The following is a 13,195-nucleotide window of genomic DNA, read 5'->3' as shown; positions in this document are numbered from 1 at the left end:
CAGGCGGTCATCTCGGACAGCGATCATCCGCCCGAAACGGCCGGTTGGTGGGACGACTTATACGCGGGGCTGGACAGGTTGCGAAAGACGCAGGTCACGGTACCCGTGGGCCGGTCCAGGGCAGTTGGGCCTCCATCTGCCGGCCGAGCTCGTCGGTGAGACTCCGGACAAACGTTGCCGAGAGGTGATGCGGGTCCTTGTAGACGGTGATGTTGCCGACGATCGCGGGGCAGAAGTCGTCGGTGCAGATGCCCCTCGACATGTCCAGCGGATGGAAGTCCGGTCGGGTGGCGGCCAGCTCGAGCGCCGGGTCCTCGGGGGCGAGGACGGCGGCACGGCGCGAACCGCAGCTCTCCGCGTCGCCACCGTCGGCGAGGCAGATGGGCGTGTCGATGGTGCCCTTGCGGTTCTTCGGCCACGGCGTGTCCCGCATGCCGAACACCGGGATGCCCGCATCGAGGAAACGGTCGAAGATCGGGGTGTAGTCCGGCGGCACCCAGTCGCCCGGCTGATAGTCGCGCGGGCGGGTCGAGTTGGTGAACACCGCATCGGGTTTGTCGGCGATGACCTGTTCGATGACCCGCTGGCCCCAGTCGTAGCACTCGGGGTAGGGGACGCCGCGCTGCTTGGGGACCTCGTTGGTCGACAGCGGGCAACCCATCTTCAGGTAGGTCTTGACCTTGAAGCCGTTGCGCTTGCCGAGGGTGTCGAGCGCGGAGATCCACATCTCCGCATGCGATCCGCCGGCCAGCGCGATCGTGCGGGTCGCGTTCGGGTCGCCGTACTCACCGACGTGGATCTCGTTGTCGGTGAAGTCGCTCATGAATCCGTCGGTGGAGGTCTCCGGGTAGTCCTGGATCACTTCCAGCGCCGACGGCTGCGGATCGAGCGCGGGGACCGGCCAGCCGTCGAGCAGGGCGCGCGCACCCGGGTACGACCGCGGGTCGAGGTTCTTGGTGTCGACGACGATGTTGTCGACGTGGTTCTCCCACACCTTGATGCCGACACCGGCCACCACGCTGCCGAGCAGCAGGATCGCCGTCACCACCGAGGTGTAGGACAGCCAACGGGACCGTCCGTCGCGGTTCCCGCGTGCGAGGGCCGCCCGGTCTCCGCCGCGGAGCGGGTCCTCGACGTAGCGCTTGGTGAGCCATGCGAGACCGATCGACACCGCGAGGATGCCGACTCCCTCGAAGAAGTTCGCGTGGTTCTTGTCTCGCCAGGTGAGATAGAAGATCAGCAGCGGCCAGTGCCACAGGTACAGCGAGTAGGCGATGGTGCCCAGCCACACCGGCCAGGTGCTCGCCAGCACGCGGTTGGCGGCCGGCATCTCGTCCGGCGCGGCGTGCGAGCCGTGCGGCGCCTTCTGCAGTGCGGTCGCGCCCGCCCAGATGATGAGCAGGGTCGCACCGACGGGGACGAGGGCCATCGGGCCCGGGTACTCGTTGACGCCGTCGATCCACCACCCGCAGCTGATGATGAGCGCGAGCGCTCCGACCGTGGCGAGGTTGCGCACCCAGTTGGGCACGCGCAGGCTCGGCAGCCAGATCGCGAGCAGGCCACCGACCAGCGGCTCCCACAGTCGCGAGATCGTCGAGTAGTAGTTGTACGGCTGGTTGATCGCCATCCCGCGGTGGGCCCACCAGAACGACCCCAGGGCGACGACGAGGACCGCGGCGAAGACCAGGAACCGGATGACCCGCGGGTCGGCGAACGGGCGGGCCGCCTTGGCGAGCAACTTGAGGACTCCGGCGAATGCCAGGGCGACGAGCAGGGTCAGGAGGAAGAACTGTCCCTGCATCGACATCGACCAGATGTGCTGCAGGGGACTGTTGGCCGAGCTCGCGGCCAGGTAGTCCTGGGAGTTCAGCGCCAGGTACCAGTTCTGGTAGTACAGGGCGCTGGCCACGACCTCGTGGCCGATGTTGGCCCAGCGGGTCTGCGGCAGGACCACGACGGTGAGCACCGTGACCGCGAGCAACACGGTGATCAGGGCGGGCAGGAGTCGCTTCAGCAGCCGTTTCAGTCGCGGCCACGGGTTGAGGGTGTCGCGGAAGGTGACGTTCGGCTTCTGTGCGTAGATCGCATGCCGCAGCAGCGAGCCGAGGAAGAAGTATCCCGACAGGGTGAGGAAGACGTCGACGCCGCCGGAGACTTTTCCGAACCACACGTGGAAGCAGGCCACGAGGGTGATCGCGATTCCACGCAGACCGTCGAGGTCGGTGCGGTAGGCAGGGGTCGTCGGCGTCGAGGGGGCCGACTCCGGCTCCACTACTCGAGTCGTCGATGCCACAGAGAAGTCTTTCGGGTCGGAAACGGTTTCGGCCGGGTAGCAATGTACCCGCCGAAGCTGTGAATTCATGAGTCGTGGTGGCTGCGACACCCGGTGGACTTGGTCACGGGGTTCGGGTGGTCAGCGACGCGCGCGGGTGCGGGCCCCGTCGAGGATGATCGTCAGGCCGTCGACGAATTCGCCGGTGAAGTCGCGGCCCGACGGCTCGATGACGCCGAGTCGTTCCATCTGCGCGCGGGTCTGTTCCTCGATGGTCAGGCCGATGACGAGCTGGCAGATCGCGACGCTGACGGCTTCCGCGTCGCGCAGCGAGAGCCCGCCGGCATGTCCGGCCGCAACGATGTCGGCGGCGATGGCCTTGGTGGACAGCCCACTCGCCCAGCTCGACGACACGACCTCGGCGCTGTCGGGCACCTCGAGCAGGGCGGCGCGCATGCCGGTGGCGAGTAGGCGCAACCGCTCATCCCACGCCAGGTCGGTGGCGGGAATGGTGACCGCACCCAGGATGTCGTCGGCCAGGGCGGCCAGCAGGGTCTGTTTGTTGGGGAAATGCCAGTACAGGGCGTTGGGGCGGACCCCGAGTTCGGTGGCGAGCCGGCGCATCGACAGGTCGGCCAGGCTGTGCTCGCGCAGGATGTCGCGGGCAGCGCGGAGGACGTCGGTGCGGCTGTTGCTCACGCGGTCAGCGTAATGACACCGATGAGAGCGGCACGCGCGAGCCACCTGTACACCGTCCAGGCCTTCCCTGTACGGTGTTCAGGAATCCTGGACGGTGTCCAGGCGATCCGGGGAGAGAGCATCAGGAGGAGCGCGCCGTGGACCAGGCCGAGATCAGCCGTGTCGACGCCGAGCACATCTGGCATCCCTACGGGGCGCTGCCCGCGACGACCCGACCGCTGGTGGTCGCCTCGGCGTCTGGGGTTCACCTCGAACTGGCCGACGGACGATCGGTGGTCGACGGCATGAGTTCCTGGTGGGCCGCGATCCACGGCTACCGGCACCCGCGCCTCGACGCCGCGGCCGCCGTCCAGATGGGGCGGATGTCGCATGTGATGTTCGGTGGCCTCACCCACGAACCCGCCGCGCGGCTCGCTCAACTCCTCGTCGAACTCACCCCCGAAGGGCTGCAGAAAGTGTTCTTCTGCGACTCGGGATCGGTCTCGGTGGAGGTCGCGGCCAAGATGGCGTTGCAGTACTGGCGAAGCCGCGGGGAGACGCGGCGCACCCGGCTGCTGACCTGGCGTGGCGGCTACCACGGCGACACCTTCACGCCGATGAGCGTCTGCGATCCCGACGGCGGCATGCACTCGATGTGGTCGGCGGTCCTCACTCAGCAGATCTTCGTCGACGCGCCCCCGGCCGACTTCCGCCCGGAGTACGTGGCCAGGCTGGAGGCCGCGGTCCGGGAACACCGCGACGAACTCGCCGCGGTCATCGTCGAGCCGGTCGTCCAGGGAGCCGGCGGTATGCGCTTCCACGACCCTGCATATCTGTCCGCCCTGCGTGACATCTGCGACCGTCACGGCATCCTGCTGATCTTCGACGAGATCGCCACCGGATTCGGCCGTACCGGAACACTCTTCGCCGCCGATGCCGCAGACGTCGCCCCCGACATCATGTGCGTCGGCAAAGCCCTGACCGGTGGGTACATGACGCTCGCCGCAACACTCTGCACCTCCCACATCGCCGAGGTCATCAGCGCGGGGGAGGCCGGCGGACTCGCCCACGGCCCGACCTTCATGGCCAACCCGCTTGCCTGCGCGGTGGCCGTCGCCGCCATCGAGCTGCTGCTGGAGACGCCCTGGGCCGAACGGGTGGCGCAGATCGGCGCCGTCCTCGCCGAGGGGCTGGCGCCACTGCGCGAACTCGACGGCGTCGTCGACGTCCGGGTGCACGGTGCGATCGGTGTCGTCGAACTCGATCGTCCCGTCGACATGTCCGCGGCCACCGCGGCCGCGATCGATGCCGGTGCGTGGCTCCGGCCCTTCCGCAACCTCGTCTACACGATGCCGCCCTTCGTCTGCACCCCCGAGGACGTGGCGACGATCGTCCGCGGGATCTCCGCCGCCGTACGGGCGACGCTCGCCGAAACAGTCTCTGCACCTTCCGAACTCGTGGGAGCACGGTCATGACCATCACCTCGGGGCAATCGGCGGTCGGCGGCGGCATCACGTCAGGCGGCATCACGTCGGGCGGGGTCAACTCGGGTGAGGTCGGACTCTCGTGGCTCGCCGGTGCCGCACGCGACCGTGCCGACGCCGGTCTGCACCGTGACCCCCATGTCCGACGAGTCGGAGTCGACGCCATCAACCTCGGATCGAACGATTACCTCGGGTTGTCGACGCACCCCGACGTCATCGCCGGGGCGCAGGCCGCGGCGGCGCAGTGGGGCGGCGGATCGACGGCGTCGAGACTCGTCGTCGGAACCACCCAGGCGCACGTCGACCTCGAGAACGAACTCGCCGACTTCCTCGGTTTCCCTGCCGCGCTGGCCTTTTCGTCAGGTTACCTCGCCAATGTCGGCGCAGTCACCGCGTTGGCCGGTCGCGGCGATCTCATCGTGAGCGACACCGGCAGTCACGCATCGCTGATCGACGGGTGCCGCCTGTCCCGGGCGCGCGTGGTCGTCGTCGACCGCGGCGATCACGAGGCCGTGCGGGCTGCACTCGCCGACCGCACCGAGGAGCGGGCGCTGGTGGTCACCGACTCGGTCTACAGCATCGACGGTGAGCCGGCGCCCGTCGCCGACCTGTACGCCGCAGCCCGCGCGCACGGCGCGGTGCTGCTCGTCGACGAGGCCCACGCCGTCGGCGTTCGCGGCCCGGGCGGCCGGGGACTCGTTGCCGAACAGGGACTTTCCGGCGCTCCCGACCTGGTGGTCACCACGGTGCTGTCCAAGTCATTCGGGGCGCAGGGCGGGGTGGTCCTCGGACCGGAGGCCCTACGGTCGCACCTGATCGACTGCGCGCGTCCGTTCATCTTCGACACCGGACTCAATCCGGCGGCGGTCGGCGCGGCTCGTGCCGCATTGCGGGTACTGCGTGCCGACCCGGCGCTGCCGGACCGGTTGCTGGACAACGCTCGTCACCTGGCGCGCGCCTGCGGCGTCGACGAGCCTGCCGCCGCGGTCATCTCGATCATCGTCGGCGACCCGCAGCGTGCCGTCGAAGCGGCCGCGGCCTGCCGTGACCGCGGAGTCCTCGTCGGATGCTTCCGCCCGCCGTCGGTCCCGCCGGGAACGTCGCGGCTGCGGATCACCGTGCGGGCCGACCTCGACGCCGCGACCCTCGACCACGTCGCCGAGGTGGTCGACGCTGCGCTGCGGGAGGTGGGTGCCCGATGAGCGCGCCGACACCGTCGACCCGCGGTCGCGTCCTCGCCGTCACCGGCACCTCCACCGACGTCGGCAAGACGGTGGTCACCGCCGCCCTCGCCGCTGCGGCACGCGCAACCACCGTCGCCGTATGCAAACCCGTCCAAACCGGTGTCGCCCCAGGCGAACCCGGTGACCTCACCGAGGTCTCGCGCCTCGCGGGGGACGTGACGACGGTCGAGTCCTACCGGTACCCGGAGCCGCTCGCCCCGGACACCGCGGCGCGGCGTGCGGGTATGCCGCTCGCCGATCCGGCCGTCATCGTGCGCGCCGTCGACGATCTCGCGTCCACCCACGACCTCACCCTCGTCGAAGGTGCCGGCGGTGTGCTGGTGCGGCTGGGGGAGTCCGCCACGATTCTCGACGTGGCCGCCGAGACCCTGGCGCCGGGCACCGATGACGGCGTGGTCATCGTCGTGGCTCCGGGCCTCGGTGCCCTCAACCACGCCGAGCTGACCGTGGATGCGGTCCGTGCACGGGGGCTCCGTCCCGCCGGACTCGTGATCGGCTGGTGGCCGGAGGAGCCCGACCTCGCCATGCGCTGCAACCGGTCCGACCTCCCGCGGATCACCGGCGTCCCGGTGGTGGGCGTGCTGCCCGCCGGTGCCGCCGCGCTCGATCCCGCGGACTTCCGTCGAACCGCCCCGTCGTGGTTCGACCCCGACTGGCTCGGCGGTTCACTCGACGGCCGGCCGACCTCGCTCGCCTCCACCTCGTTCGCCCAGACCTCGTAGACCGTTCCAGCCCACCCGAACCAGATCCGTTCCAGTACAAGGAGTTCAGCCCGTGACCCAGGCAACCGTCGATACGACCCGCGACGCACAGACGTCCGACGACATCCTCGTCATCGCCCGTGAACAGGTGCTCGGGCGCGGCGAACCACTCGACCGCGAGCAGGTCCTGGCCGTACTGCGCCTGGACGACGATCGTCTGACCGAGCTGCTGCAGCTCGCCCACGAAGTGCGCATGAAGTGGTGCGGACCAGAGGTCGAGGTCGAAGGCATCATCTCGCTGAAGACCGGCGGCTGCCCCGAGGACTGCCACTTCTGTTCGCAGTCGGGTCTTTTCGCCTCTCCGGTGCGCAGCGCTTGGATCGACATCCCGTCGCTGGTGGAGGCCGCCAAGCAGACCGCCAAGACCGGTGCGACCGAGTTCTGCATCGTCGCCGCCGTCCGTGGACCCGACAAGCGTCTGCTGAGCCAGGTCGCGGCCGGCATCGAGGCCATCCGCAACGAGGTCGACATCCAGATCGCCTGCAGCCTCGGCATGCTCACCCAGGAGCAGGTCGACCAGCTCCGCGACATGGGGGTGCACCGCTACAACCACAACCTCGAGACCGCGCGCAGCCACTTCCCGAACGTCGTCACCACCCACACCTGGGAGGAGCGCTGGGACACGCTGCGCATGGTCCGCGAAGCCGGCATGGAGGTGTGCTGCGGCGGCATCCTCGGCATGGGGGAGAGCCTCGAACAGCGTGCCGAGTTCGCCGCCGATCTGGCTGCCCTCGAGCCCGACGAGGTGCCGTTGAACTTCCTCAACCCGCGCCCGGGTACGCCCTTCGGCGATCTCGAGGTGCTGCCGGCGTCGGAGGCGCTGAAGTCGGTGGCCGCTTTCCGTCTCGCCCTGCCGCGCACCATCCTGCGTTTCGCCGGTGGCCGCGAGATCACCCTGGGCGACCTGGGCGCCAAGCAGGGCATCCTCGGCGGCATCAACGCCGTCATCGTCGGCAACTACCTGACGACGCTCGGCCGGCCCGCGGAGGACGACCTCGACCTCCTCAGCGACCTGTCGATGCCGATCAAGTCGCTCAACGACACGATCTGACGTCTCTGCCACTCCCGACAATCTCAGACGATCGGTAGCGTGTTCACTCATGATCGACACCGTCCCGGGGCCGCTCGCCGAACCGTGCAGGTTCGGCGTGTACACCGGCCTCGAACTGGAACTGCAGGCACCCGACGCCATCCCGCCGGCCGCGCGACTGGGGCTTGAACTGCCGCGCTTCTGCGGACAGTGCGGACGCCGCATGGTCGTGCAGGTGCGTCCCGACGGCTGGAGCGCCCGGTGCTCCCGTCACGGGACGGTCGATTCGGCCGAGCTGGGTCGTCGGTGAGTAATCGGGTGTCCGGGCGGCGTCCCGCCCGCTCGGTCACGACCCTGCTCACGGTGACCGCGGTGGTCATCGTGCTCGGCGCGGTCGCCGGCGCGATCTGGGCGCTGGTGACACCGCCGACCACCGGCGTCGTCCTGGAGGGTTTGACCCGCGATGACATCTCCACCGAATTCGGCGGAGTCGGCGCCTTCGCACTGATCATGTTCACCTACGGTGGCGTCGCCGCACTCGTCGCGTGGGCGGCGGCGCGGCCGTGGCGCGGTGTCACCGGTTTCCTCGTCCCCGCTATCGGCACGGTGGCGGGATCGGCGATCGGCGCGCAGCTCGGAATGTGGCTGGCGGGCCTCCGATTCGACGACGACATCGCCGGACTGCCAGTGGAGTCCGTGTACCGCGTGGTACCCGACCTGTGGCTCGACGGTGGTACGCGTGCCGGACACAGTGCCCCCTGGACGCTGCTCATCTGCGCGCCGTTCGCCTTCGCGCTCATCTATCTCGTCTGCGTGTTGTCCTCACGCACTGCAGACCTCGGCGTCGGAGATCTCGACGACGGTCACCTCGACGGCGATCCGGTCGGATCGGACCTCACATCGGCGGACGCAGCGTCGCGAACTCATCCGTGACGCGTAGTTCGTTGTCGGCGAAGGCGTAGAGCGCCGGCGGCCGACCGCCGGAACGGCCCGTCTTGCCGACGGTGCCGGTGGACACCACGACGGCGCGTCGGCTCAGGATTCGCAGCAGATTGGTCGTGTCCACCGGGTAACCGAGTGCGGCGCAATAGATCTCCGACAGCTCCGACATCGGGAACTGCTTCGGGGCCAGCGCGAAGGCGATGTTGGTGTAGGAGAGCTTGGCCGCCAGCCGATGTCGCGCGGTGTCGATGATCGCGGCATGGTCGAAGGCCACCGGCGGCAACGCGTCGACGGCGAACCAGGCCGCCCCCTCGGGCAGGGTCACCGGGCTGTCCGAGCGGACGAGACCCATGTAGGTCGACGCGATCGTGCGGACGCCGGGAACACGTCCCGGCTCGGAGAAGACCGACAGTTGTTCGAGATGGGCGATGTCGCGGACGTCCATCGTGTCGGCGACGAGGCGTCGGGCGATCATCGACAACGTCTCGTCTCCGGCGACATCGCCACCGGGCAGCGACCAGCGACCGGGTTCGCTGTCGGTGCGCGAGAGCAGGACGCAGAGCGCGGGGTGGACGTCACTGCCGTCCGCGGACGGCGGGGTGCGGACCTGGAAGACGACGCTGAGGACCTCGACCCGCAGATCTGTGTCGTTGGTCGATGCCGGTGAGCCGTCGGAGCTGGAGGGATCGGACCCGGCGGCTGGCATGGCGTCGATTGTATGGGTCCGCCGCCCGGTGATCAGCGAACCGGCGACGTCAACACGCGTGCCGCACCGTCGGTGACGGCGATCGTGTGTTCGCTGTGGGCGCCGCGGGAGCCGTCGAACGAGCGGATCGTCCAACCATCGGCGTCGAACTTGATGCGTTCGGTGCCGAGCGTGAACCAGGGTTCGAGTGCCAGCGTCAGCCCGGGACGCAGTTTCATGCCGCGACCGGCCTTGCCGATGTTCGCCACGTGCGGGTCCTCGTGCATCGTCCGACCGAGGCCGTGGCCGCCGAACTCCGTGTTGACGCGGTAGCCGTAGGACTTGGCGACGGCTCCGATCGCTGCGGAGATGTCGCCGAGCCGGGCGTCGGGGCGGGCCGCGTCGATGGCCGCGGTCAGGGCCTCTTCGGTCGCCTGGACGAGACGCTGATCCTCCGGGCGAGGTGTGCCGACGATGACGCTGCGCGCGGAGTCGGCGACCCAGCCGTCGATCGAGACCGCGATGTCCATGGACAGCAGATCGCCGTCGGCCAGGACGTGGTCGTGGGGGAGTCCGTGCAGGACCGCGTCGTTCACCGACAGGCAGATGACGTTGCGGAACGGGCCGCGGCCGAACGAGGGCGAGTAGTCCCAGTAGCAGGACTTTGCACCGCGCTCGGCGATGAGGTCGCGGGCGCGCTGCTCGAGGTCGAGGAGATTGACGCCGACGTCGGCCCGTTCCGCGAGGTCGGCGAGCAGGTCGGCGATGAACGCGCCGGTCACCGCCATGGCGTCGACCTCGGACGGTGACTTCAGCTCGACCATTCTCGTTCCCTTCGTAGTAGTCCGGTATAAAAATCCCACGGCGCTCGGTATATGTATACCGCATCGGTTAGGCTCTGGGCATGGTCCGCAACCCGTTGACCCCGGAACAGATCGCCGCAGGTCGCCGGCTGGGCGCCCGCCTGCGCGAACTCCGAGGCGCCCGTCCACTCGGAGAGGTGGCTGTCAGTGCCGGGATCTCCCCGGAGACGCTGCGCAAGATCGAGACGGGCCGCATGCCGACGCCCGCATTCGCCACGATCGCCGCGCTTGCGCGGTCGCTGGACACCTCGCTCGACGACCTCGCCCGCGTCATCGATGACACGGGCCTTGACACCGAGGTGGCATGCGCCGGGTGACCCCGCACCCGTTGGGCCTCACCTACGACGAGGTCGGTGCCACCGCCGGAGAGCTGCCGGCGGGCTACCACCATCTACGTCGCTCCCGCGTGATCGGTGTGGGCGAGGAGTGCTTCACTGCTGCTGCAGAACGAATCCTCAACTGGGACATGCATCGTCACGCAGGGATTGGCGTCGACGCCTCGACCCGGGCGGCCGAGTTCGGCGCGACGGTGACGATGCGGCTGGGGCTCGGGCCGGTGGGGATCTCCGCCGCGTGCCGGGTCATCGAGGTGATCGATTCGGCGTCGACCGAATCAGGGGTGCGCGGCTTCGCCTACGGCACCCTGTCCGGCCATCCCGAGATCGGGGAGGAGCGGTTCTGGGTCGAGCGACTGCCGGACGACTCCGTGGTGGCGCACATCGTCGCGTTCTCCCGGCCCGGTCGTTGGTTCACCCGGCTCGGCGGCCCGATCGGGCGGATCGCGCAATCGAGGATCACCGAGCGGTACCTCGACGCCCTGATGCGCTCTTGACCGGCGGTATGTGACCTGCCGGAAGGGCGACGGGAATGAACGGGGTGTGGTGAATGTTACGATGCATAGCGTTTTCGACCATGAGTCGAAAACCCTGCCTCGGACACACGGCCCGTGCTCCGGGGACCCGATGACCCGGTGGTCGCAGACGCCCGCCGGGACAGCCAGAGGAGTGGCAATGAGCATCACCAGTGATCGCCCGGCGGCCGTGACCGCGCCAGCAGCCGGGCTCCTCGATGCCGAATGGTTCGACGCACCGGGCGGCTACACCGGTGTGGAACCGACCCAGGAGTGGGCAGACGAGGTCCGACGCCTCGCCCGTGCCCGCAACGCGACCCTGCTCGCGCACAACTACCAGCTTCCCGCCATCCAGGACGTCGCCGACCACGTCGGTGACTCTCTCGCCCTGTCGCGTATCGCGGCCGAGGTCGACTCCGACGAGATCATCTTCTGCGGCGTCCACTTCATGGCCGAGACCGCCAAGATCCTCAGCCCCGAGAAGCGCGTCCTCATCCCGGACGAGCGCGCCGGTTGCTCACTGGCCGACTCGATCACCGCCGACGAACTGCGTGCCTGGAAGGCCGAGTTCCCTGATGCGCTCGTGGTGTCCTACGTGAACACCACCGCAGAGGTGAAGGGCCTGACCGACATCTGCTGCACCTCGTCGAACGCCGTCGACGTGGTCGCATCGATCGATCCCGATCGCGACGTGTTGTTCCTCCCGGACCAGTTCCTCGGTGCGCACGTCAAGCGCGAGACCGGTCGCGACAACATCCACATCTGGGCGGGCGAGTGCCACGTGCACGCCGGGATCAACGGTGACGAGCTGGCCGACCAGGCCGCGTCGCATCCCGATGCCGACCTGTTCATCCACCCCGAATGCGGTTGCGCCACATCGGCTCTCTACCTTGCGGGTGAGGGTGCGGTGCCCGAGGACCGCGTGAAGATCCTCTCGACCGGCGGCATGCTCGACGCGGCCCGTGAGACCGGCGCCAAGCAGGTTCTCGTCGCCACCGAGGTCGGCATGCTGCACCAGCTGCGTAAGGCCGCACCGGGCGTCGACTTCCAGGCCGTGAACGACCGCGCGTCGTGCCCCTACATGAAGATGATCACCCCGGCTGCGCTGCTGCGCTGCCTGCGTGAGGGTCGCGACGAGGTGTTCGTCGACGTCGACGTCGCGGAGAAGGCCCGCAAGAGCGTCGAGCGGATGATTGCCATCGGTAACCCGGGTTCGGGCGAGTGACCGGAAGCTCTGCTGTGAGTGAGGGTTTCATCGGTCAGTCCTCGGCCGGCGGCGCATTGGAACTGGTCGTCGACGATGAGATCCGTGCTCTGATCCGCACCGCGCTCGATGAGGATCTGCGGTACGGACCCGACGTCACCACGACGTCGACCGTCCCGTCCGGCGCCGTCGTCGACGCCGCGATCGTGAGCCGCGCACACGGCGTGATCGCCGGTGTGCCGGTGGTGCTCGCGGTGTTCGACGAGGTCATCGGCGAGGGCAACTTCGAGGTGACGGATGCCGTCGCCGACGGCAGTGTCGTCGCACCTGGCGACACCGTCCTGCGCGTCCACGCTCCGACGGCCGCGCTCCTGACGGCGGAACGCACCGCACTCAACCTCATCTGCCATCTGTCGGGGATCGCCACCGCGACGCGCGCGTGGGTGGACGCGGTTGCAGGCACGTCGGCGCAGATTCGTGACTCCCGCAAGACGCTGCCCGGTCTGCGACTGCTGCAGAAGTACGCGGTCCGCGCGGGCGGGGGAGTCAATCACCGCATGGGTCTCGGCGATGCCGCCCTCATCAAGGACAACCACGTCGTCGCCGCCGGTTCGGTCGCAGCGGCGCTCGAAGCGGTCCGCGCGGCGGCTCCGGGTCTGCCGGTGGAGGTCGAGGTCGATTCCCTGTCCCAGCTCGACGAGGTTCTGCAGCTCGAGCCCCAGCTCGTGCTGCTCGACAACTTCGAGCCGTGGGAAACCCAGATGGCCGTGCAGCGTCGCAACACCAAATCGCCGCAGACCAAGCTGGAGAGCTCCGGCGGCCTGACGCTCGACGTCGCCGCAGACTACGCCCGCACGGGTGTCGACTACCTCGCCGTCGGTGCGCTCACCCACTCGGTGACCGTGCTCGACCTCGGGTTGGACATCCCCGCGCCGTAATCAGCTTGGCAAACTGGTTGCGGGCGCTACACTTTCGCTCCCTGAGGTGCGAGGAGCGTAGCCGCTGGGCTGAGTAGCGACGAAGGAGCGTATCGAAGTCGACGACCACTCCCTGCTCCCTGAGGTGCGAGGAGCGTAGCGACGAGCCACGAAGGGCTGGCGACCATCCCTCGGGACTCGTCACGCACGCGGGTATGCCGCGGCGAGGAGTAGTGAGGCGAGGGTGGCTTCGGCGTCGGAGGCG

14 protein-coding genes are annotated in these 13,195 nt (G+C 68.9%); 10 read left to right on the top strand and 4 right to left on the bottom strand.

What is annotated here, in order from left to right; genetic code table 11:
• Positions 1-94: 94 nt before the first annotated feature.
• Entirely contained in the window at positions 95-2,272 is a 2,178-nt protein-coding gene (locus OK17_RS13435) for an acyltransferase family protein (protein ID WP_461417748.1), read from the bottom strand.
• A 141-nt stretch (positions 2,273-2,413) separates the two neighbouring features.
• Positions 2,414-2,971 (bottom strand): TetR family transcriptional regulator, encoded by a 558-nt coding sequence (locus tag OK17_RS13430; protein ID WP_006868325.1) that lies wholly within the window; start codon positions 2,969-2,971, stop codon positions 2,414-2,416.
• A gap of 137 nt (positions 2,972-3,108) precedes the next feature.
• On the opposite strand from OK17_RS13430, the gene OK17_RS13425 reads away from it, so the two are divergent.
• The 6 genes from OK17_RS13425 to OK17_RS13400 are packed head-to-tail and all read left to right on the top strand — an operon-like array spanning position 3,109 to position 8,402.
• Complete coding sequence (locus OK17_RS13425; protein ID WP_461417736.1) at positions 3,109-4,425, top strand: adenosylmethionine--8-amino-7-oxononanoate transaminase; 1,317 nt, start codon at positions 3,109-3,111, stop codon at positions 4,423-4,425.
• Positions 4,422-5,636, top strand: coding sequence for an 8-amino-7-oxononanoate synthase (locus OK17_RS13420; protein ID WP_461417735.1), 1,215 nt, complete (start codon positions 4,422-4,424; stop codon positions 5,634-5,636). Before OK17_RS13425 ends, OK17_RS13420 begins: the two co-directional genes overlap by 4 nt.
• A complete protein-coding gene (bioD, locus tag OK17_RS13415) occupies positions 5,633-6,400 on the top strand; it encodes a dethiobiotin synthase (RefSeq protein ID WP_461417734.1) in 768 nt (255 codons plus the stop codon). The genes OK17_RS13420 and bioD overlap by 4 nt, the downstream gene beginning before the upstream one ends.
• A gap of 52 nt (positions 6,401-6,452) precedes the next feature.
• The gene (bioB, locus tag OK17_RS13410) at positions 6,453-7,490 is read left to right on the top strand and encodes a biotin synthase BioB (protein ID WP_232719143.1); all 1,038 of its coding nucleotides are present in this window, start codon (positions 6,453-6,455) and stop codon (positions 7,488-7,490) included.
• Between the two features lie 49 nt (positions 7,491-7,539).
• Entirely contained in the window at positions 7,540-7,779 is a 240-nt protein-coding gene (bsaP, locus tag OK17_RS13405) for a biotin synthase auxiliary protein BsaP (protein ID WP_461417733.1), read from the top strand.
• Complete coding sequence (locus OK17_RS13400) at positions 7,776-8,402, top strand: DUF2567 domain-containing protein (RefSeq protein ID WP_232719142.1); 627 nt, start codon at positions 7,776-7,778, stop codon at positions 8,400-8,402. Before bsaP ends, OK17_RS13400 begins: the two co-directional genes overlap by 4 nt.
• Here OK17_RS13400 and OK17_RS13395 read toward each other — a convergent pair.
• Together OK17_RS13395 and map are read right to left on the bottom strand one after the other, a co-directional pair.
• Positions 8,365-9,117 carry an NUDIX hydrolase gene (locus OK17_RS13395; protein WP_461417732.1) on the bottom strand — a complete coding sequence of 251 codons (753 nt, stop codon included), beginning with the start codon at positions 9,115-9,117 and terminating at the stop codon, positions 8,365-8,367. The two genes, OK17_RS13400 and OK17_RS13395, sit on opposite strands and share 38 nt — an antisense overlap.
• A gap of 32 nt (positions 9,118-9,149) precedes the next feature.
• Complete coding sequence (gene map, locus OK17_RS13390) at positions 9,150-9,920, bottom strand: type I methionyl aminopeptidase (RefSeq protein WP_461417731.1); 771 nt, start codon at positions 9,918-9,920, stop codon at positions 9,150-9,152.
• Between the two features lie 80 nt (positions 9,921-10,000).
• Here map and OK17_RS13385 point away from each other — a divergent pair, with 80 nt between their 5' ends.
• From OK17_RS13385 to nadC, 4 genes are all read left to right on the top strand, one after another.
• On the top strand, positions 10,001-10,276 hold the full coding sequence (locus tag OK17_RS13385) for a helix-turn-helix transcriptional regulator (protein WP_006868333.1): 276 nt from the start codon (positions 10,001-10,003) through the stop codon (positions 10,274-10,276).
• Complete coding sequence (locus tag OK17_RS13380; protein WP_461417730.1) at positions 10,264-10,791, top strand: DUF1990 family protein; 528 nt, start codon at positions 10,264-10,266, stop codon at positions 10,789-10,791. The genes OK17_RS13385 and OK17_RS13380 overlap by 13 nt, the downstream gene beginning before the upstream one ends.
• Before the next feature lie 178 nt (positions 10,792-10,969).
• A complete protein-coding gene (gene nadA / locus OK17_RS13375) occupies positions 10,970-12,034 on the top strand; it encodes a quinolinate synthase NadA (RefSeq protein ID WP_461417729.1) in 1,065 nt (354 codons plus the stop codon).
• Positions 12,035-12,048: 14 nt separating this feature from the next.
• Positions 12,049-12,951 (top strand): carboxylating nicotinate-nucleotide diphosphorylase, encoded by a 903-nt coding sequence (gene nadC / locus OK17_RS13370; RefSeq protein ID WP_461417728.1) that lies wholly within the window; start codon positions 12,049-12,051, stop codon positions 12,949-12,951.
• Positions 12,952-13,195 lie beyond the last annotated feature (244 nt).

Source organism: Gordonia sp. GN26, from assembly GCF_054823965.1.
Note: the sequence above shows the minus strand (reverse complement) of the source record. Positions and strands in the feature narration are given on the sequence as shown.